At 39.0% G+C, this 19,918-nt stretch carries 25 protein-coding genes; 21 read left to right on the top strand and 4 right to left on the bottom strand.

What is annotated here, in order from left to right; translation table 11 throughout:
* The first annotated feature begins 64 nt into the window (after positions 1–64).
* On the top strand, positions 65–958 hold the full coding sequence (locus D7Y06_RS05780; RefSeq protein WP_120406881.1) for a hypothetical protein: 894 nt from the start codon (positions 65–67) through the stop codon (positions 956–958).
* Positions 959–1,035: 77 nt separating this feature from the next.
* Here D7Y06_RS05780 and D7Y06_RS05775 read toward each other — a convergent pair whose 3' ends face one another.
* Positions 1,036–1,221 carry a DNA-binding protein gene (locus D7Y06_RS05775; protein ID WP_120406880.1) on the bottom strand — a complete coding sequence of 62 codons (186 nt, stop codon included), beginning with the start codon at positions 1,219–1,221 and terminating at the stop codon, positions 1,036–1,038.
* Between the two features lie 287 nt (positions 1,222–1,508).
* Between D7Y06_RS05775 and D7Y06_RS05770 the strand changes: the two genes are divergently transcribed.
* The 12 genes from D7Y06_RS05770 (at position 1,509) to D7Y06_RS05710 (ending at position 11,119) form a co-directional block, all read left to right on the top strand.
* Complete coding sequence (locus D7Y06_RS05770; protein ID WP_120406879.1) at positions 1,509–2,492, top strand: hypothetical protein; 984 nt, start codon at positions 1,509–1,511, stop codon at positions 2,490–2,492.
* Between the two features lie 187 nt (positions 2,493–2,679).
* Positions 2,680–3,216 (top strand): hypothetical protein, encoded by a 537-nt coding sequence (locus D7Y06_RS05765; protein ID WP_120406878.1) that lies wholly within the window; start codon positions 2,680–2,682, stop codon positions 3,214–3,216.
* Positions 3,217–4,914, top strand: a complete 1,698-nt coding sequence (locus D7Y06_RS05760) for a DNA primase family protein (RefSeq protein ID WP_120406877.1) — start codon at positions 3,217–3,219, stop codon at positions 4,912–4,914.
* The gene (locus D7Y06_RS05755) at positions 4,911–5,105 is read left to right on the top strand and encodes an excisionase (protein WP_120406876.1); all 195 of its coding nucleotides are present in this window, start codon (positions 4,911–4,913) and stop codon (positions 5,103–5,105) included. Before D7Y06_RS05760 ends, D7Y06_RS05755 begins: the two co-directional genes overlap by 4 nt.
* A gap of 89 nt (positions 5,106–5,194) precedes the next feature.
* Positions 5,195–6,472 (top strand): tyrosine-type recombinase/integrase, encoded by a 1,278-nt coding sequence (locus D7Y06_RS05750; protein ID WP_120406875.1) that lies wholly within the window; start codon positions 5,195–5,197, stop codon positions 6,470–6,472.
* Positions 6,473–6,573: 101 nt separating this feature from the next.
* Positions 6,574–7,434, top strand: coding sequence for an Rpn family recombination-promoting nuclease/putative transposase (locus tag D7Y06_RS05745; protein WP_120406874.1), 861 nt, complete (start codon positions 6,574–6,576; stop codon positions 7,432–7,434).
* Positions 7,435–7,465: 31 nt separating this feature from the next.
* The gene (locus D7Y06_RS05740) at positions 7,466–7,654 is read left to right on the top strand and encodes a hypothetical protein (protein ID WP_120406873.1); all 189 of its coding nucleotides are present in this window, start codon (positions 7,466–7,468) and stop codon (positions 7,652–7,654) included.
* A gap of 33 nt (positions 7,655–7,687) precedes the next feature.
* Positions 7,688–7,936, top strand: coding sequence for a hypothetical protein (locus tag D7Y06_RS05735; protein WP_120406872.1), 249 nt, complete (start codon positions 7,688–7,690; stop codon positions 7,934–7,936).
* Between the two features lie 402 nt (positions 7,937–8,338).
* Positions 8,339–8,875, top strand: coding sequence for a DUF6075 family protein (locus D7Y06_RS05730; RefSeq protein ID WP_243119120.1), 537 nt, complete (start codon positions 8,339–8,341; stop codon positions 8,873–8,875).
* A 367-nt stretch (positions 8,876–9,242) separates the two neighbouring features.
* Entirely contained in the window at positions 9,243–9,812 is a 570-nt protein-coding gene (locus D7Y06_RS05720) for a TetR/AcrR family transcriptional regulator (protein WP_120406871.1), read from the top strand.
* Between the two features lie 65 nt (positions 9,813–9,877).
* Positions 9,878–10,912, top strand: a complete 1,035-nt coding sequence (locus tag D7Y06_RS05715; protein WP_120406870.1) for a serine hydrolase domain-containing protein — start codon at positions 9,878–9,880, stop codon at positions 10,910–10,912.
* 21 nt (positions 10,913–10,933) lie between these two features.
* On the top strand, positions 10,934–11,119 hold the full coding sequence (locus D7Y06_RS05710; protein ID WP_120406869.1) for a cysteine-rich KTR domain-containing protein: 186 nt from the start codon (positions 10,934–10,936) through the stop codon (positions 11,117–11,119).
* A gap of 154 nt (positions 11,120–11,273) precedes the next feature.
* Here D7Y06_RS05710 and D7Y06_RS05705 read toward each other — a convergent pair whose 3' ends face one another.
* Both D7Y06_RS05705 and D7Y06_RS05700 read right to left on the bottom strand, forming a co-directional pair.
* The gene (locus D7Y06_RS05705; protein WP_120406868.1) at positions 11,274–12,572 is read right to left on the bottom strand and encodes a tyrosine-type recombinase/integrase; all 1,299 of its coding nucleotides are present in this window, start codon (positions 12,570–12,572) and stop codon (positions 11,274–11,276) included.
* Between the two features lie 105 nt (positions 12,573–12,677).
* Positions 12,678–13,307: a helix-turn-helix domain-containing protein gene (locus D7Y06_RS05700; protein WP_016287107.1), complete on the bottom strand. Its 630-nt coding sequence runs from the start codon at positions 13,305–13,307 to the stop codon at positions 12,678–12,680.
* A 175-nt stretch (positions 13,308–13,482) separates the two neighbouring features.
* Between D7Y06_RS05700 and D7Y06_RS05695 the strand changes: the two genes are divergently transcribed.
* From D7Y06_RS05695 to D7Y06_RS05665, 7 genes are all read left to right on the top strand, one after another.
* Positions 13,483–13,713 (top strand): helix-turn-helix domain-containing protein, encoded by a 231-nt coding sequence (locus tag D7Y06_RS05695; protein ID WP_016287106.1) that lies wholly within the window; start codon positions 13,483–13,485, stop codon positions 13,711–13,713.
* 762 nt (positions 13,714–14,475) lie between these two features.
* Entirely contained in the window at positions 14,476–16,077 is a 1,602-nt protein-coding gene (locus tag D7Y06_RS05690) for a MobA/MobL family protein (RefSeq protein WP_120406867.1), read from the top strand.
* Positions 16,078–16,181: 104 nt separating this feature from the next.
* On the top strand, positions 16,182–16,736 hold the full coding sequence (locus tag D7Y06_RS05685) for a flavodoxin family protein (protein WP_120406866.1): 555 nt from the start codon (positions 16,182–16,184) through the stop codon (positions 16,734–16,736).
* Positions 16,711–17,340 (top strand): NUDIX domain-containing protein, encoded by a 630-nt coding sequence (locus D7Y06_RS05680; RefSeq protein ID WP_243119118.1) that lies wholly within the window; start codon positions 16,711–16,713, stop codon positions 17,338–17,340. Before D7Y06_RS05685 ends, D7Y06_RS05680 begins: the two co-directional genes overlap by 26 nt.
* Positions 17,327–18,043, top strand: a complete 717-nt coding sequence (locus tag D7Y06_RS05675; RefSeq protein WP_120406864.1) for an HAD family hydrolase — start codon at positions 17,327–17,329, stop codon at positions 18,041–18,043. Before D7Y06_RS05680 ends, D7Y06_RS05675 begins: the two co-directional genes overlap by 14 nt.
* Before the next feature lie 3 nt (positions 18,044–18,046).
* Entirely contained in the window at positions 18,047–18,496 is a 450-nt protein-coding gene (locus D7Y06_RS05670) for an 8-oxo-dGTP diphosphatase (RefSeq protein WP_016287101.1), read from the top strand.
* Positions 18,497–18,509: 13 nt separating this feature from the next.
* A complete protein-coding gene (locus tag D7Y06_RS05665) occupies positions 18,510–19,310 on the top strand; it encodes a KilA-N domain-containing protein (protein WP_016287100.1) in 801 nt (266 codons plus the stop codon).
* 31 nt (positions 19,311–19,341) lie between these two features.
* On the opposite strand, the gene D7Y06_RS05660 is transcribed toward D7Y06_RS05665, so the two are convergent.
* The gene (locus D7Y06_RS05660; protein WP_120406863.1) at positions 19,342–19,581 is read right to left on the bottom strand and encodes a DUF6061 family protein; all 240 of its coding nucleotides are present in this window, start codon (positions 19,579–19,581) and stop codon (positions 19,342–19,344) included.
* A 149-nt stretch (positions 19,582–19,730) separates the two neighbouring features.
* Between D7Y06_RS05660 and D7Y06_RS26720 the strand changes: the two genes are divergently transcribed.
* A partial coding sequence (locus D7Y06_RS26720; protein ID WP_207667349.1) for a hypothetical protein occupies positions 19,731–19,918 on the top strand: 188 nt, incomplete at its 3' end.

Below are 19,918 nucleotides of genomic sequence, written 5' to 3'. Positions count from 1 at the left end.
TTGGAAAGAAAATATAATGAAGTTAGGAAACGCTTCATTCCCAAGGACAAGAGGGGGGAAAGGGATGGATAATACACAGATAGCATACCAGAATAAAGACATCACAAGCAAAGTGCTTGCGGAGCATTTTAAAGGAAAGACCTTCCAGGTATACGGCCTGAATGTCCCGCCCATTAAGCAGGCGCTGCCAACCAACATACCTGCAGTGAAGGCCAATGAGCTTAGGCTGGATAACCTGTTTGAGCTTGCGGACGGCACGCTGGCGTTGGTGGATTATGAAAGCGCATACAAAGAGGCGGACAAAGTAAAGTACCTGAATTACCTGGCAGGGATAGCCGGACGGTATCAGAAGGAAAAGAAGGACTGCCCCATTTTACGCATGATTGTGATATACACAGGGGATATTAAAAGGGAACAGGTTGAGAGCAGTTATGATATCGGAGCCGTAAAAATGAATGTGGAAACAGCATTCCTGTCAGAGCTTGATTCGGAGAGGATTTTTAACCGCCTGAAAGGGAAAGTGGAAAGGAACGAGAGGTTAAGTGATGATGAACTGATGGAGTTTATCATACTTCCACTATCCTACCGGAGGCAGGAGGAAAAGCAGGAAAGAATCCAGGAAACGGTAAGATTGGCGGCAGGGATTCAGGACAGGGGTCAGCAGGTCTTTATCCTGGCAGGGATTTTAGCATTTACGGACAAGGTCATTGACCGGGAAACCGCAAATATAATAAGGAGGGCGATTGAAATGACACAGGTGGCGCAGATATTTGAGGAAGAGAAACAGCAGGCATTAAGAGAGGAAAAGCGGCAGACAATCAGGGAAACATCAAGACAGATTGTAATAAAAATGATAAGGAAAAATTATTCTACAGAGGAAATCGCATCTCTGGTGCCAAGCTATTCCCAGAATGATGTGGAGGAACTGCGGAAAGAGGTTGAGGCACAGGCAAATTAAAGGAAGTTTCAGGTTTAAACAGAAATCCCTTATGGTGCTGCGGGCATCTTTGGGATTTCTGTTTTGCATTTAAAAGGTTAGTTCCAGTAAGCAGAGTATTTTATAAAATCTACCAGGTCAGATTTTTCTCTTTTATATCTCCCTGCAATGTTCCGGGCAAGTATCAGCCCATCGTGAATGAGTTCCAGTATCTTGGACTTGCTGGTTTGGAACAGATGCTGGTCCTGCTTGCGTGTCAGCAAATCAGGTTCTTTTTCTAACATACTTCTACCTTCTTTCTTTGTTATTTTTGAAATTTATTGGCATTATACGGATGATTAAAGTGTATATCGGATTTGTAATGATATAAGAGAATTTGAGGTATTTGTGGATATGCTGCGTTAACTGAATAAGGAACAGAGGACATGTGCCAATGTGCCGTGAAAAGTAAACTCTTTTTATATTATTAAGAGTATTGATAAAAAGAAAAGAGTACTTTAATATATAATAAAAGTATATCAAAAGGTTGGCACATTGACACACGAGAAAACAATGAGAGGAGAGAATACAAATGACTGTATCAGCGAAGGAGACAAAATTTTACACTTTAGAGGAAGTGATATATCTTTATTATGCTGAAAAGAAAGGGTATCCTGATTATAAAGAAACCGGATTTGATGAAATGAAAGAAGAGGATGGGGAAAAGCATCGTAAATTCCGCATAGATTACAAAAATGCAAATAATAATTTTAATGATATATTGAAAATATTTGCACTAACGCAGTTTACTGAGCATTGGAAAAAGCAGAATGGAGGATATCAATTCGACAAAGATGAAGCCGAATTTTTGGCCGAATTGTTATTTAGATATTCAGACCAGAAAATTTGGAAGTCAATAAAAAAAGTTAGTAACCAAAATTTCGATGGGTTTATAAAAATTTATCGTGAGCAAAATGGAGAGGAGCTGTTAGCAGAATTAAAATTTGTTATTGAAGGATTTTTGGAAATTTGTGAGAATAGAGAAGGCCGGGAATCAGAGCGGTATGAGCAAGTAAAGAATACGTTAATGATTTATACACAGTACCATCAGTTACAGTGGATAAAACAAATGCAAGATGCTATTTATTCTGTTCCAATACTTACAATGGATGACGTAGAACATTCTGTTGGTGGATGTATTTTAGGTGACTATCAAACGTTTTTGCGTGGGACAGGAGATATTATAAAGAATATAGTAAAAGATGCAAATGCTGATTGGGAAAAAAAAAGACAGAAGCATAGAGAAGAATTTGGTGAGATAGAGTTTGATGATAACACAGTTTTTCAGATGGAACATATAATTGCTTTAATGAAAGAAATTGATTCGAAGGCTGGTGAAATGTTTGAAGATGATTATCGTCAAAATGAACCAAGACATATAGCAAAAGATGCTAAAGAAGAACGCAACAACATAGAGTTGGTAAGAAAGGTGCATGAAAAAGCATATAATCAATTATCGGGAAAAGAGAAAATAGAATTAGACAGAAAATTTTTTGAAAAAAAGGCAGAGGTTTGAACTTTATGTTTATAGGTTCAAACCTCTGTTCATTTTTAAAAATTATTTGAAGATAAAAATGTTTAGTCAAGCTGAATTTGCAGTCTTAAAAAATGAAGAAAAAATTTGGTGAATGTCAAAATGGAAAAATTATCAGATAATAGTTGATGAAACAAATCAATTTATGATTATGAAAAAGGAGGCTAGTATGAATAGTTTACAAACAGAACAAGAAATTTTTGAAAAAGGATTTGACAGTATACTTGATAATGCGCATGGTGAAGGAGGGAAGAAAGAAGTTCTTGTTATTTGCGGGGACAAAGCACACGCTGTCTTGTATGAAAGCAAGTTTTCAAAAGTAAAGAATGCTACCGTTATCTTGAAAAAAAGAGATGAAGTTTTGGAATGGACTGTAGAAGACTGGCATGTAAAAAAATGTCCTATACAATTAGCAATATGGATTAAGGGTTCAAAAACACTTGCAGGTCTTATGGAAGATGCAGACAATAAACAGAACTACTTTATTATTGATAATAAATCTGCAGAAAAGCCACAAGAACTAATTGTATTTTGTGCGGTCGAAATTGATAATAAGGCAACTATCTTTTATTATAATGGGAAAACACATCAAAGTAATTATTTACACCAGATATCTTATGGGGAAGAAGAGCTTGATAGTTATTGTCTGGTGAAAGAGTTGAAGGATTTGTTAAAAGAGATTAGTCTGATAAGGAAGGGGATATAGATGATAGATATAGAAAAAACCTGTGAAATGTTAAGAAACCGTTCTAGTATGTATAATAGGAAGGTTGTGCAAAAGAATAATGTGCCACCAGGGTTAGAGAATAAAAGCAGGATAGTAGGGAAAGGAGAACGATTTGGCATTAATGAAGAAAAATGTATGGAGGAAAAACCCTATCTTAGCAAATTAATGGGAAAAAGAGAGCGGTTTGCCGAAAAGCAGGAGGAGCAATTTGATATAGAGAGGGATGATGGAGATTCACCAAAAGAGCAGATGCAGATAAAAAAGTTACTATCTGATTACATTTTGCCAAAAGAGCAATTTGAGAGGGGGGGTGAAAGGGAGGAGTGTCAGGAGAGAAGGCCCAAACAAGAATTAAAGCCACGAAAATGGAATCTTAATCAAATCGAACAGGCTGTTTTGGATAAGATGAATATTATCTATCATGAAGGCAATTTGTATTGGTATACAGGGAGGCATTACCAAATCATCAGGAATGGGGAAGAGTTGTTCCGGTTAATACGTACTAAAGTCAGCAAGGATGCTTTTGGAGCTACTTCGGTAAAGTGGATATCAGATTTATTTATGTTTTTGAAAACAGACCCCAATCTGGTTCCCGATGATTATGAAGAAAAACTGTTACAGGCTAAAACACTTATATCTTTTAAAAATGGTGTCTTGGACCTTGAAACCATGAATTTATATAATCATTCCCCAGACTATCTGATATTTTATACAATAAATGCGAAGTGGGAGAAAAACACGGAAGCATATCATTTTAAAGAGTTTTTAAAGTCTATGAGTGGAGGGGATAAATCCGTTGCGAAAAGGGTCAAAGAAGCGTTAGGGTACCTTCTATCAGTAAGTAATGACGGGAAGTATTTCTTTGTAATGGGAACAGCACCCAATAGCGGGAAAAGTACATTGGGTGAATTATTGCAGGAGATTGTGGGCAGGGAACACGTTGCACATATTTCTACACACCAAATAGGGGGTAGATTTGCTTTGGGAGATATTCATGGAAAGACTTTAAATCTTTCTATGGATTTGCCTAAAGGGAAGCTTTCGCCAGTTGTCGTTTCTATTATAAAGCAGATTACAGGGGGGGATGTGATTACAACAGACCAGAAATACGAACGTATGAAAGAAGTTCATAGCAATATGCGGTTTGTTTTCGCAAGCAATTATCCTGTTGCCATATCAAAAGAGGATGATGACGATGCCTTTTGGAATCGTATGGTAATAATTCCATTTCAGTATTCTGTTAAGGATGTAGATGTAAACCATGATATGCTTCAAAATTTGCTGGGAGAGAAAGATGCAATTATCTGTATGTGTATAAAGGCGTTTCATAATGTATTAATGAATAATTATATGTTTTCGGAATGTGAAGTGGCAGAGCAGATGAAGCGGTCGTGGAGAAATGAAGAGGATGAAATAGCATTTACAATGAAAACCTTTGTAGATGAATGTGTAGAGATAACTGGCAATCCGCAAGATTACATTTACTCACAAGATTTTTATGAAGCGTATCAAATTTATTGTGAGCAGTACAATTTACCTTGTATGAGATACAATAAGGTTATTGACTGGTGTTTAGGGCATTTAACTGGATGCGAAAAAAAGCGGATACATATAACAGGAAATAATCCGAGGTCTGGATTATCAGGATTAAAATTTTTAGAAGGGGGTAACGTATGAAAGAAATACCCATATGGGAAAAAAGTAATCTGACAATCGAGGAGGCCGCTTTGTATTCTGGCATTGGCAGGAACAAGCTGCGGCAGTTGACGGATGATGAAAATTGCAAATTTGTTTTATGGGTAGGCAATAAACGCCTGATAAAACGAAAAAAATTTGATGAATTCATCGAAGTGGCCTACTCCATATAGCAGGCAAAAATTAAGTGGTGGCGTGTGCTGAAAGATACGGCACACGCCATTACTATACCCAAAATCACAAAAAAGCAGGAGGAAAAAAGATGGCAGAAAGAAGAAAAGACAGAAGCGGGAGAGTGTTAAAGGAGGGGGAATCACAGCGTAAAGATGGTTCCTATGACTACAGATGGCGAACCCCGGACGGCAGGCGTCATTCCATATATGCGAAGTCATTGGAGTTGTTAAGGGAAAAAGAAGAAGAACTTATGCACGATAAGACTTATGGAATCCGTACAGAGGCAAAAAATGTTAAATTAAATGATGTATTTGAACTGTGGAAAAAGCTAAAAAGAGGCCTGAAAGATAATACATATCAGAATTACAATTATATGTACATGCAGTTTGTCTATCCGGAAATTGGCCAGTTGAAAGTGAAGAACATAAAGCGTTCAGATATCAGGCGGTTTTATAACATGATGGCAGATGAGAGAGGCCTAAAGATAGCAACCATTGACAATATACATACCGTGTTACATCAAGTACTGGATTTGGCGGTAGAAGATGAATATATAAGAAGCAATCCGTCAGATAATGCGCTGAAAGAACTAAAGCAGGCCAGGAATTTTGATACGGATAAGCGCAAGGCTTTAACGGCTGAGGAACAGAAAGTATTTATGGATTTCCTTACAAAAAATAACAGGTACAATCATTGGAAACCGATTTTTGAAGTCATGCTTGGAACAGGGCTGCGTGTGGGTGAAGTGACAGGCCTAAGATGGGAGGACATAGATTTGGAGGAAAGGACTATCAGTGTAAACCATACCTTGGTGTATTACAACCATGAAAAAAACGGCTGTTATTTTGGAATCAATACGCCTAAGACAAAAGCAGGGCAGCGGACGATTCCCATGCTGGATAATGTGAGGGAGGCATTTATACAGGAAAGGGAATTTCAGGAAGAAGCAGATATTTCATGCAAAGTCAGCATAGATGGGTTTACGGATTTTATATTTATCAACCGTTTTGGCAATGTACAGCATCAGGGGACGCTTAATAAGGCGTTGCGCCGTATCATGCGGGACTGCAACCAGGAAATGATTGAAAAGTCCAAAAGCAAGAAGGATATGGTATTATTGCCGAAATTTAGCTGCCATGTGCTCAGGCATACATTTGCGACACGTTTAAATGAAGCAGGCCTGAATATGAAAGTTATCCAGGATGTTTTAGGACATGCGGATATCGGGACAACGATGAATATTTATACGGATGTCACGAAGGAAATGAAAACCAGGGAATTTGATGTGTTAAATAAATATTTTAAGTCGGAGAATAAAGAAGATGGTTCCGATGACGATATAATAGTCAAAGTGATGCGCTGCTGAGGGCAGCGCATTTCATATTGTAAAAAATGGAGGGATGACATATAATAATAGAAAGAATACATGAAAAACATTTGTATCACAAAGGGGAAAGCAGGCAGAAGATGAGTAAGAAATTTGAAGAACTTGAAATAAAAGATGATTTTATGTTTGGGGTTATCATGAGAAACCCGAAATATTGTAAACCTTTCCTGGAGACAATATTCGGGATAAAAATATCCCGTATTGAATATCCGGAATCTCAAAAGACCATTGAATTAACTGCGGATGCAAAAGGCATCCGGCTGGATGTGTATGTGGAGGATGGAAAAGGGACGGTTTATAATATTGAAATGCAGGCAACCAGTAACCGGAATCTTAAGAAGAGAATGCGGTACTATCAGAGTATGATAGATTTGAACATTTTGGAGAAAGGTGCCACTTATAAAGAGTTAAAACGCAGTTTTGTAATCTTTGTCTGCACATTTGACCTGTTTGGGAAGGGACGCCATGTGTATACCTTTGAGAACAGATGTGTGCAGGAGCCGGATTTGCCATTAGGGGATGATACAACAAAGATTATTTTAAATACCAAGGGGACTGTGGATGATGTAAGCCCGGAAATGAAACGGCTTTTGAATTTTATTGACGGGCAGGAGCCGGAGGATGATTTTACAAGGGAGCTTGCAGAAGCAGTAGAATCAGTGAGGAAGAATGAGAAGTGGAGGTTGGATTATATGACATTACAGATGCATTATCAGGAGAAATATGAAGAGGGGTTAGAGAAGGGATTAGAGCAGGGGATAGAGCAAGGGATAGAGCAAGGGATAGAGCAAGGGATGGAGAAAGGAGCAGAGCGGGAGAAAGTGGAGTTTGCCAAAAGGATGCTGGAGGATGGGAACCTGCCGGAAGATAAAATTGCATTGTTTTCAGGACTTGGGTTAGAACGGGTATTAGAGTTAAAAAACGAGTTTGAGCTGGTATAGTAATATATATATCCTAGAGGAGATGGATTATATGACACTACAGATGCATTATCAGGAGAAATATGAAGAAGGATTAGAGCAAGGGGCAGAGCGGGAGAAAGTAGAGATTGCCAAAAGGATGCTGGTGGATGGAAACTTGCCGGAAGATAAAATTGCATTATTTTCTGGGCTTGGGTTAGAACGGGTATTAGAGTTAAAAAACGAGTTTGAGCTGGTATAGTAATATATATATATCCTAGAGGAGATGGATTATATGACATTACAGATGCATTATCAGGAGAAATATGAAGAGGGGTTAGAGCAAGGGTTAGAACAAGGGTTAGAACAGGGGATAGAGCAAGGGATGGAGAAAGGAGCAGAGCGGGAGAAAATAGAGATTGCCAAAAGGATGCTGGTGGATGGAGATTTACCAGTGGACAAAATTGCACGTTTTTCTGGGCTTGATTTAGATAGGGCTTTAGAACTGAAAAAAGAACGTGAAAAAAAGTTGCAGACGATATAGAGATTTACGCCCATCTTACGCCCAATTTACGCCCAAAAGGCTAAAGCGTATGTAGATTTCTAATAAACTATGAAAAAAGGAACTTGCATTATTAGCTGAAAAACAGGGATATGTAAGGATATGAAAATAGGCGGAATTTCGGGTATATAGTTCCCGACGATGAAAACGCTTGGCGGAAAAGACCAGTAAAATCAAGGGTTTGCGGACTTAAAGCTAGTATGGTACGACAAGAGTACGACAAAATAAACTCTCTTAAAGGGTTAAAATAAATGATTTTAAATTAAACTCGTGTCAGTTCAAGTTAATATTTTGTACGATAAGGACATTTTTCTAAAAGAAAATTTTAGGGAAGTGTCCTTTTGTTATGGTCAAAAAACAAAATAGGAAATGGAGGAAATGAACATGAGTAGTACAGCGTTAGGAGCAGAGAAAGCGATTATTTTTATCAGTGATGCACATGAAAAATTCTACTATGAGAAATTGAAAGAGGTCAGGTATCAGGACGTGTACCACAAAGCGCTTGTATATTGTCTTGGTATCAGCGATGACACAAGAAGAAATATCAACAGCATTTATAACTTTAAGACAGGCTGTGTAAAAACGGAGTGCCTGCACGAAGGCTGGCAGACCAGCGGGAGCTTAAAAGTAGTCAGGATGGCGTTTAACCTTTACTGCAATGGTACGCCGAGTGTCCTTGACTATGATGATGCGGAGGAACAGGTGGACGAGTGCAGACGGTACACAGTGGAAGAACTGTTCTGCTGTGCCTATGCGCCTTATTTTTGGCAGGCGGTACAGATTCGTTATGCCTGTATCGCTCATACCGTCAAGGAGCGCGTCGAGCTGCCGCCGCTGCGTGTTCTTCTCCGGCGGCGTTTCCAAAAGGAACTGGTCTACGGATATATTGTAGCGGAGCATAAGCTCAAAAAAAATCTGTAAACTTGGGTGCTGCCCCTTGTTCTCAATGTTCGCAAGGTAGTGCGGCGAGATAAACATTTCGTCGCTTACTTTCTTGCGGCTCTCCTTGCGCCCTGTCTGCGCCGCCTTTATCGTTGCCCCAAAAGCCTTGAAGTCGTATTTTGGTACTGGTCTTTTTGCCATAGTTATTCACCCTATTACATTTTACTGTTCACCTTTCTTCTTGGATATGTCTACACTGTTCTATCAGTTAGCCAAAATAATTCCCACTGACGCTATACCGTCTTTCGGCAAGGTGAAAATTGGGTGAAAGTTTCTGCAAAATTCTTGACAATATTTAGAAAGCAGTATAAAATTGAGCATATGCTTAATTTTCGGGAGGAAATTTATGGTTAAAGGCGACGAAAGAAAGAAACAGCTCTTACGAGTTGCACTAGATGTATTTATAGAAAAAGGCTACTACGGTACAAGTACCCGCGAAATTGCAAGAAAGGCTGGTGTCAGTTCTGGTTTATTATTTCACTATTTCAGCAATAAAGACAGTATTTATCTTGAGCTTGTAAAAATTGGTGTTGAAGAAATGAAAATAGATACAGAAATAGCAATGGGAGCACCTTGCAAATACCTTTTTCAAACCATGAAAAATGTATTTAATCAGCTAGAAAGCAATCCCTCATTTGGAAAGATGTTTGTGTTTATGGATAATGTGCAGCACACAGTAGTCAATGAAAAGGATATAACATCACTTTTAGAATCAGCAGATATTTGTAAGCAATGGATTCCTATCATTTTGGAGGGGCAACAACGCGGCGAGTTTCGTGAGGGAAATCCCCATTCACTATGTGTTGCTGTTTTTGGTGCTATACAGGGAATTGCACAGGAAAAAGTTAGAATCCCAAACACACCATTGCCAAAAATAGATTGGCTTATGGATATGATAGTTAGTCGTACTAAATAGCAAAATATATTTATATTTATGAACTAGAATAAACTGAAAATATTGCAGAAAGGTAAAGAAAACAGATGTTGAAAGTAAAAAGTTATGAGGATTTATTCGATAAATATATTCGCACAAAAAAGATTTTTGAAAGCGTTGTACTAATTAAAAATGGAACAGGAGAAACTATGTTTTCAAAGGCTTACGGGGAAAAAACTATAGATAGTCCAATAGTAGCTGCAAGTATAACAAAAATGGTTACTGCTGCATGTATTTTTACGCTCATTCAGCAGGGCTATATAACACTGAATGATAGTCTGTTAGACTTTTACGAACCTGCTTATCTAAGAGGATTGCACGTTTATAAAGGCAAAGATTATTCTTGTGAATTAAAAATATCAGATTTACTCTATCAGACAAGTGGATTGGCAGATATATATGAGGAGGGAAAAGACAATATAAAAAGGCAAGCTATAATATCCGACACATTTATTAGCTTTGAAAAAAATATTGCTTTAACAAAAGAAAGAGAAGCTCATTTCCCGCCTAATTACAAAGCCAATGCCCACTATGCGGATATCAATTATAATATACTGGGTGACATTATTGAAAAAGTCACAAAATGCTCATTAGAGAGTGTGTTTGAACAATACATATTTTCGAAAATAAATATGTCTGAAACTTATTTGCCTGTTTCGGAAAAAGAATACATACCTATGGTTTACTATGGGGATAAGCAGCTATATAGACCGCAATTCATAATGTGCAGCAAAGCCAGTGGCGGTTGTATTACAACTACAAGAGATTTAATGATATTTATACAGGCTTTTTTCCGTGGTGAACTTTTTGACAAAAAAATGCTTGATTCAAAACAGTATAGAAAATTACAACTATCTATGTGTCCTATTTATTATGGGAGTGGCTATATGAGGGTAAAAATGGGTGGAGTTTCTACTTCCTTTTTGGGACAAGGTGATTTGATAGGTCATAGCGGCTCAACAGGATCATTTGCATTTTACTATCCAAACAAAGAGTTATTCTTTGTTGGAGATTTTAATCAAATGAAATATCCTACATTGCCTATAAGGTTTGTAATGCAGCTTGCTATGTTTACACCATAAGAAATAATGAGGTGATAAAAAATGAATATAACAGAATGGGTACGTTGCCCTGTCTGTGGAAATAAGACAAGATTGCAGATACGGGCAGATACAGAGCTGAAAAACTTCCCGCTCTACTGCCCGAAGTGCAGACAGGAAAGTTTGATTGATGCAAAGGATTTACAGGTAACAGTGATTAAAGAAAATGCAGTAAAAACACAAAGCTGATTAACTCAGCGACAAATCGGGATTTGCAGATGAATTTCTTGAACTTTCCCTATTTTTCAAGGCTTTTAGAGCCTCATACAGTGAATTGTTATGTATTTTCCCTTGTTTTTGCCCTTATGGGCAGTTTACAAGGGAAATTTTTTTCTGAATGTATCTAATCGTTGCCCGCCACCTTATCCAACAGCCTTGCGGAAGTCCGCTTTGCTTCCCTTGTGGCATGGGCATACACATTCATGGTGGTACTCACGTCAGAGTGTCCCAAGAGTTCCTGCACGTCCTTCGGCGCTGCACCGTTTGACAGCAGGTTGCTTGTATAAGTATGGCGGAGCTGGTGGAAGTGAAAGCCCTCAAATCCGTCCAGTTTCTTTGCCAGTGTCCGGCAGACGATACTCAATGTACTTGGCGTTTCAAGGCAGCCGTCAGGTCTTAAACACACAAATGAGATTTCGTTGTAATCCGCCGGAATTTCCTGCGTGTTCTTCATGCTGTAATACTCATAGTAAACCCTGTTTTTGTCCTGCACTTCCTTGTAGTAATTGCGGTGGTACAGTTCCCCGTACTGCATCTGATTTCTAAGCTGCTCTTTCCTTGCCTTTTTCAGTATGGCGGTAAGCGTGTACCCAAAATCAACCGTCCGCACTTTCTTACGTTTAGTCGTTCCGATAATCGTTTTGTACTTTGCGCCGTCATAGCGGACACTCCGCTTTACCGTTAAATACTGTTCCTCAAGGTTGATGTCCTGCCAGGTCAGCCCACATACCTCGCCGATCCTAAGACCTGCATAGTAGGCTATCTGTATCGGCAGAACCGCAGAGATATTTTTCTTTTCAAGATAAGCGATAAGTTTTTCATAGTCATCATGGGAAATCGGCTGTGTGCCCGATTGTCCCATATCTTCCTCTGAAAACAAATCCACTTCCTCTGCCTTTCGTTTCAGCTTGATGTACTGCATTGGATTGAACGTAATCAGTTGCTTTGGGAATACCGCAAAACGGAACGACTGCTGTAAAACTGCTGAGAATGAATGGATATAGTCTTTGCTCAATCCTTTTTTCACTTTCCCGTCGGGATATGTTCCTCCGAAAGTAAGCAGGTCAAGGAATGTCTGCAAATGCTCCGCTGTTACGGTTTTTAATCTGCGGTCAGCAACAGGATGTTTCTTAATGCAACGTATCGCACCGAGATAATTTTCCACCGTACCGTTGCTAAGAGTGCCGACCTTTAATTCTTCCTCCGCCCAAATATCGAGCAGTTCCCCAAGCGTGATGTTGTCAGCTTTTGCAATGAATTTCTTTTCTTCGTAATCCTCCATTGCCTGCCGTAACAGCTTTTCCGTCTCGCTCTTGCTTTCCGTACCCGTAAACTCTTTCTGTACCAAGTTGCCGCTTGCGTCCTCCACATAGAAGCGGTAGTACCATTTCTTTCCTTTTTTCCTTACAGAACCTTTTGCCATAATGATCTGTTCTCCTTTCACAAACGCAACCTCGGTTGCGTTGAGGCAATCGGAACTGATGAAATGCTTTCTGCGTGTAAGTATATCATGACTCCGATTGCTTTACTATACCGATTCGGATTCTTCCTCTGATACCATAGAAAGAAGATTTGCAAGCCTTGTAGTGGCTGTTTCGGGATTTTTGGAATAGAGCCTCACAATATCGCCCATATCATTAAACATGTTTACAGTGTGGGTGATTTCCCGAAGGAACATGATCTCGTTATATTCCTTATTTGATTCAAACCCCATTGTCTGGGCAAGTGTGGCATTTTCCGCATTGTCCTTAAAATTCTTACAGGCAAACTGGAAAGAATCCACGAACAATTCATACTCCCTTAACATCAGCAGCAGTAAATCCTTTGTAAAGTCTGACTCCGCCTGTTCCATATTAAACGGTAGCTTTGCGAGAATGGAGGACATCACATCACGAATGAATAATTCCCTTTTATCCGTAATGTCTGTTTCGTATTCCTCCGTTTCCCCTTTCAGCCACTCCACAGACACATGGAGGGCTTCCGACAGACCTTCCAAGACCAGCTTCTTTGTATTGTCGATTGTTCCCGCCTCATAGCGCACGATTGTGGAAGTGGCTACCCCCATCTTCTCTGCGACATAAGGCTGGTTCAATCCTAACTCGACTCTACGCTGTTTTGCCCTGCTACCGATCAGCTTGCGTAATTCTTTATCTTTCATATTGATACGCCTCCTTTGTCGGTATGTTTATACTATAGCACACAAAAAACAATAATGCAATATGCAACTTAAAAATAATTTTTATATTATCATAATGCTTGACAAGGGAATATAAAAGAAGTATAGTATCAGTACACGCAAAATTGCGTAATGCAATTCAAAAGGAGGTAAGTTGATGACAGAAACGAAGATTGCAATGACAATCAAGGAAGCGTCCGAGTATACGGGAATCGGCAGGAACACCATGAGAAACCTTGTGGAATGGGGAAAGCTGCCGGTCTTAAAAATCGGGCGAAAGGTACTTATCAAAAGCGATATTTTGGAAAAGTTCATGGAAGTGAACGAGGGAAAGAACCTGCGGGATAAGGGCGATGTAAAAGCGGTAACACGAAAATCAGCAGTATAAAAGGCGGCTTCTTACGAAACCGCCTCAGGTATGTATCAGACTGAAGCCATGATATACCTACACGCAAATAGATTATATCATGTGCTTTCTTCTGGTACAAGCGGAAATTTGCGGGAATGGGCAGAAAGTGGGTTGAAAAAATAAGTCCATATGGCAAAAGCTGACTTAAAAAATCGATTGATTTCTGTATTTTCGGTTGAAAAAGTCAACTGATGTTTTGGCGACGCTTTCAATGTAGCATAAAGTGACTGTAAAAGTTCAACTGATTTTCTCCATTTTCAGTTGAAAGAAATTTCAGGTAGTACTTTTTACTATCATGTGCGGCAGCACTTTTTGATGGCATGATGGCAGTTTTTACCGTCATAAGTGCCATCACTTTTTGCTATCATAGCGGCATCATTTTAGGCGAAGTGATAGCGTTTTTTGCCATCACAAATGGCAAAGTGCATCATTTTTCACTATCATGGCGGCAGTTTTGTAGGTATAATTCGAGTGCCTATAGGGGAGTTCCTTTCTCTTAAAGCCCTCGGCGTTTGAGAGCGAAATACACCCATTGCACAAACTTCGTTTATGCAATGGGGATTTCGCCCCTGCGGGGAGTAAATTCACGCAAACGTGAATTACAAATGCTGACGCATTGGAATTAACCGACTATGCCGCTCACTCACAATCTGTCCCGCCATACTTCCGCTTGCTCCAATCTAATACTGCCATTTGCAGGAGGGAGGACAAAGCACAATACAGAGACATTCATTTATCCGCATGAGCAAGTTGCCCAATGTCAGGGGCAGGATTACCTATATATCCAGCCACGCAAAGCAGGAAAACCTGTATGCGGTCTATGAAACGACAGACTGTCACTACTGGACGGAGCTTGCGAAATGCAATCAGCAGGAATTTGAAAAAAGCAATACGGAGGGGAAGTGCATTGAGGCAAGGGAATTTATCATTGCCCTGCCCGAATCATTCCCAAACCTCTATGAGCCAGACAAGCTGTTACAGCTTTTTACAGACCGTTTCAAAGAAAAATATGGTGTGGAGTGCGTATCGGCGTTGCACCATAACAAACGAAAGACAAATTACCATATCCATCTTATTTTTTCGGAACGGGAACTGTTGCCCGAACCCATAGAAAAAACTGCCACACGCAATATGTTCTATAACGAACAGGGAAAACACGTCCGCACCAAAAAAGAGATATTTGACGAAAACGGAAATGTCCGCAAAGGCTGTAAAATCGTGAAGAAAGGCGAAGTATATGAGCGCAATCTCTTTACTGCCAAGGACAAGCTGTTCAAGCAGGAGAATTTTGTTAACGAGGTAAAGCATTTCTATACTGACCTTATCAACCTTCTTGTAAAAGATGACAAAGAAAAACTCCATGTGTTCGACAACAGCAGATTGTATCTTGCTACCAAGAAGATAGGGAAAAATAACCCGAAAGCGGAACAGATACAGACCGATAATGAAATGCGTATGCGCTGGAATTGTGAGGTAGACAGGGCAATTGTCAGCGGTGTTTCTGAAACGGAGATACAACAGATAAAGAAAAAATATATCACAGACCGCATCAGAGAATCCGTTGATATATTCGGCAGTCAGCCGGAACGTCTGGGAAGTATTATAATGACTGCTGTTACGGCGCTGGCGTTGCTGATTTCTAAAGTATTGGATAAGGCGAGGAAACTGTCGGCAAAGTTTTTTGAGAAAGAAGTGGTACAGACGGTTACAGAACCAAGCGAGGAAAGAACGCTAGAAAAAATACCACAAACGGATAAAAAGCCAAAGCAGGAGCATAATCTCCTTAAAGAATTGATTGCTAATCCGTCAGCACAAAAACAGGAGTTACAGTCACAAACACAGGTAACAGAACAGGAAACACCGCAGATACCGCCAAAGCCTGTCGTGTCCACTGAAGCCGCCGCATATCCAAAACTGCTGAAGATTTATAAGGAACTGAACCGCCAAAACGGGATTATCTTTGACGCAGAGAGGGAACGCAATGAGTTGGAACTGGAACGTGACAGTCTGAAAGGATTTGCGAAACTGACGAAAAAAGGGGAACTGCAAAGTAGGATTGACCGTAAAAACGAGGAAATAGACCTTTTGAAAGTTGGTTTGTCGGGTATCATCAAAAGATACGGTTATCAAAATGTGCAGGAATTTTACCAGATTTATCGCAAATCCTACAACGCCTATATCGCATGTAAGGAACAAGTGACTAAATGGGAAAAAACTTATGGGGATGATAATCAAAAGAAAAGTAAGGAAAGTGTGCTTGAGCGGTTGAGGAATCCGCCAAAGAAAACCGCAGATTACCAACAACAAGGGATTCTTAAGGGAAAAGACCGAGGGGCGAGATAGTCCTTTGGTCTTGTTAAATATAATAACCTTTTGATGATGAACACCCCAAAATATGATATAATAGATTTGTAACTGATTATTACAAGAACCGAAATGGGGTTGTTATGAAAACTTTGATATTGAATGGTTCTCCAAGAATAAATGGTGATACAAACAGTCTTATTAAGAAATTTACCGAAAAAAAGATAGATGAATATAAAATTGTTGATGCATATAGATGTAATATTTCGGCTTGCCTTGATTGTCGGAACTGCTGGAAAAATAATGGCTGCTCAATAAATGATGAAATGCAGGAAATATATAAATACATACAGGAATGCGATAACATTTTAATTGCTTCACCGCTCTATTTTTCGGAGTTGACTGGAAAATTATTAGATGTTGGGAGCAGACTTCAAACATATTTTTGCGCTAGATTTTTCAGGAATGAAGAACCTATTGCAAAATCTAAGAAAGGAGCAGTTATATTAGTTGGGGGTGGTGACGGTCATATAGACAAAGCATACAGTACGGCATGTACGCTTTTACATCATATGAACTGCAATAACATTCATGAAGTTGTATATAGCCATAACACTAATACAAGACCTGCAATAAATGACAAAAACACACTTATGAGATTAAATAGTATATATGATTTTTTTAAGAATAACGAATAAGCCAAGTTGTTTTTTACAGAGTGGATTCAAGAAGGATAAACTTATGAAAGTAGAAGATTATAAAATGCGTATTTTATTTGAAATGGACAAAAAAGATTATGTTCCTGACGGAAGCGTTTATAGCAGACCTTCTGCAAGGGCTGTCATCATTAAGGATGGAAAAATAGCAATGGTATATAGTAAGAAATATAATTATTATAAATTTCCGGGTGGAGGCATAGAAGCTGATGAATGTATGGAAGATGCATTGATAAGAGAAGTATTAGAGGAAACGGGGTTATGTGTTATCAGGGATTCCATTCAGGAATATGGGCAGGTTCATCGTATTCAGAAAGGTACAAAAGAGGATATTTTTATACAGGATAATTATTATTTCCTGTGTAGCGTGAAAAAGGATATAGAACAACAAAATTTGGACAAGTATGAAGCGGACGAAGGCTTTACGCTTGAATTCCTGAAGCCGCAGCTTGCGATAGATGTAAACAGGAAAACGATACTGGATGATTTCACTCAGGTAATGTTGGAACGAGAGGCGCTTGTATTGGAATTACTGATACAAGAAGGATATTTTGAATATGGAGGTAAATTACATGAAAATACCTAAAATGGTATTGTTTGATTATGGCCAGACACTTATTGCAGAAAAATTTGACGGCTTAAAGGGAACAGAGGCTGTCTTACAGTATGCTAAAAGAAATAAGTATCATTTGTCGGCAGAGCAGGTGCAGGCTAAAGCAAATGAAATCAATCAGGAATTCGGGAGATTTGATCCTGAAAAAAGACACTTATTTCAAATAGAAATACCCAATACCATGTTTACGCCTTACCTTTATGAATCGCAGGGAATAGAGATTGCATTAAGCAACTCTGAAATTGATACCGTATTCTGGAATGCCGCTGCTCCGGGAATGCCGACAGAGGATATCAAAGAATTTTTGGGATATTTGAAAAACAAAGGTATCCGCACAGGCGTAATCAGCAATATTTGTTATGATTTTTCTGTGGTTGCAGAACGTATCAACAGGCTGCTTCCGGAAAATGCTTTTGAATTTATCATTACCTCAAGCAATTATATCTTCCGCAAGCCAAACAAAAGGATATTCGATCTGGCTTTGGAAAAAGCCGGATTAGAGCCGGATGAAGTTTGGTATATCGGGGATCAGTATGAATGCGATGTAAAAGGCGCCTTGAATGCCGGCCTGTTTCCGGTATGGTATATAGGGGCGATCGATCTGCCCTACACAGAAGATACAAATATCTTGACGGTAAAGACTTGGAATGAAATAGAGCGGTACATGGAGGGATAGCGTGTGCAGAGAACAGAAAATGTCGAATTAACGGTTTTATGCCTGATTCATCAAAATGATAAATACCTTCTGCAGAACAGATTAAAAGAGGATTGGAAAGGTTTGACTCTGCCCGGAGGACATATTGAGAAAAATGAATCTATCATAGATGCTGTTATTCGGGAAATGAAAGAGGAAACGGGACTTGATATTCAGAATCCAAGATTATGTGGAATCAAGCAATTTCCCATTGAGAATGGGCGGTACATTGTATTTTTATTTCATACAGACGAATTTCTCGGAGAAGTAACATCATCAGAGGAGGGAGAAATGATTTGGGTAAAAAAGGCAGACCTGTCAAAGATGAATACTGTAAATGACCTACCGCCACTTCTTCAAGTGATGGAAGATGATAATTTAACGGAATTTCAATATGTAATTGAAAACGGTGAATGGAATATGATTATTAAATGAAAGGAATCTTCTTATGGGAAAACTAAATGTTGACGGAACAGAGATACAAGTCTTACAGATTGAAGAAGACGATTATATTTCTTTAACGGATATGGTAAGGAAAATTGACAACGGACCTGCGCTGATAGAAAAATGGCTGCGCAACAAGAATACAATAGAATTTCTTGGCATATGGGAAGAAATGTATAATGCAGACTTCAATGCTGCCGCCTATGAAGAAATCATGCTGGAGGCAGGATTAAACCGTTTTATTATGTCGGTTAAGCAATGGGTATCCCGCACAAATTCAAAGGGTATTGTGGCAAAGGCTGGACGGTATGGAGGGACATACGCATATAAAGATATTGCATTTGAGTTTGCAAGCTGGGTATCTCCGCAATTCAAATTATATCTTATCAAAGAATTTGAACGGCTAAAGAAAGAAGAACAGGCTTTACTTGGATGGAGCGCGAAGAGGGAATTGGCAAAAATAAATTACCGGATACATACGGATGCAATCAAAGTCAATCTCATTCCGCCGGAACTCACACCACAGCAGACTTCAGTCATATACGCATCAGAGGCTGATGTGCTGAATATGGCATTATTTGGCATGACAGCGAAGCAATGGCGGGATAAGAATCCTGATAAAAAGGGCAATATCAGGGATTATGCGAGCATAAATGAATTGATATGCCTGTCAAATATGGAAAACATTAACGCAGTGTTGATTGAAGATGGGCTGAACCAGAAAGAACGCTTAATAAAGCTTAACAAGATTGCCATACATCAGATGTCTATTTTGGAAGAACAGACTACAAAGATTTTGAAGTGATTTAATTCCCCCGAATTCGGGGGAATTAAAATTACCACAGTTCAAGGCTGTCTTCCGCATCCACCCACATTTGCATATTTCCCTCAAGATACAGTCTTGCATATTCAAGTGGCTCATCTATTGCCAAAGCATTTAAGGCACATTCAGAGCAGGGAGTAGTTTTCAATCCTTCTTCTGCTTTATTGCAGTCTATCAGTAAGAAATAACCTGCGTGGGTGTATACGTCAATGCTGTTATGGTGGATATTGTATGTTGCGTAAATCATATTCATTTTATCTGTCCTCTTTTCATTGATTTTTTGAAAGCATTTCAATCAGTTTACCAATTCCCGTATATTATGTGTTATAATGTTTTATGTGATTTTGTTTCCCTCATTTTTTCCCTTATCAGGGTTCGTAATGCCTTTTGGGAAGATATAACATGAGGGAAACTATAAGGGAAAGCTCACCTGCGACAAACTTAGTGTTTTCAAGGGTTAGCGGAGAATTTATTAATAACTCAAACTTCGCACATAGATTTAGCCTATGCACCTTGAAAATTCAATACTGGCAGTTATTCAGTTATCTTAATTCCTATGCTATGCTGCTTGAAGCTGTGTCCTCAGTAAA

The organism is Roseburia sp. 1XD42-69, from assembly GCF_003612565.1.
Taxonomy (GTDB): domain Bacteria; phylum Bacillota; class Clostridia; order Lachnospirales; family Lachnospiraceae; genus Roseburia_B.
Note: the sequence above shows the minus strand (reverse complement) of the source record. Positions and strands in the feature narration are given on the sequence as shown.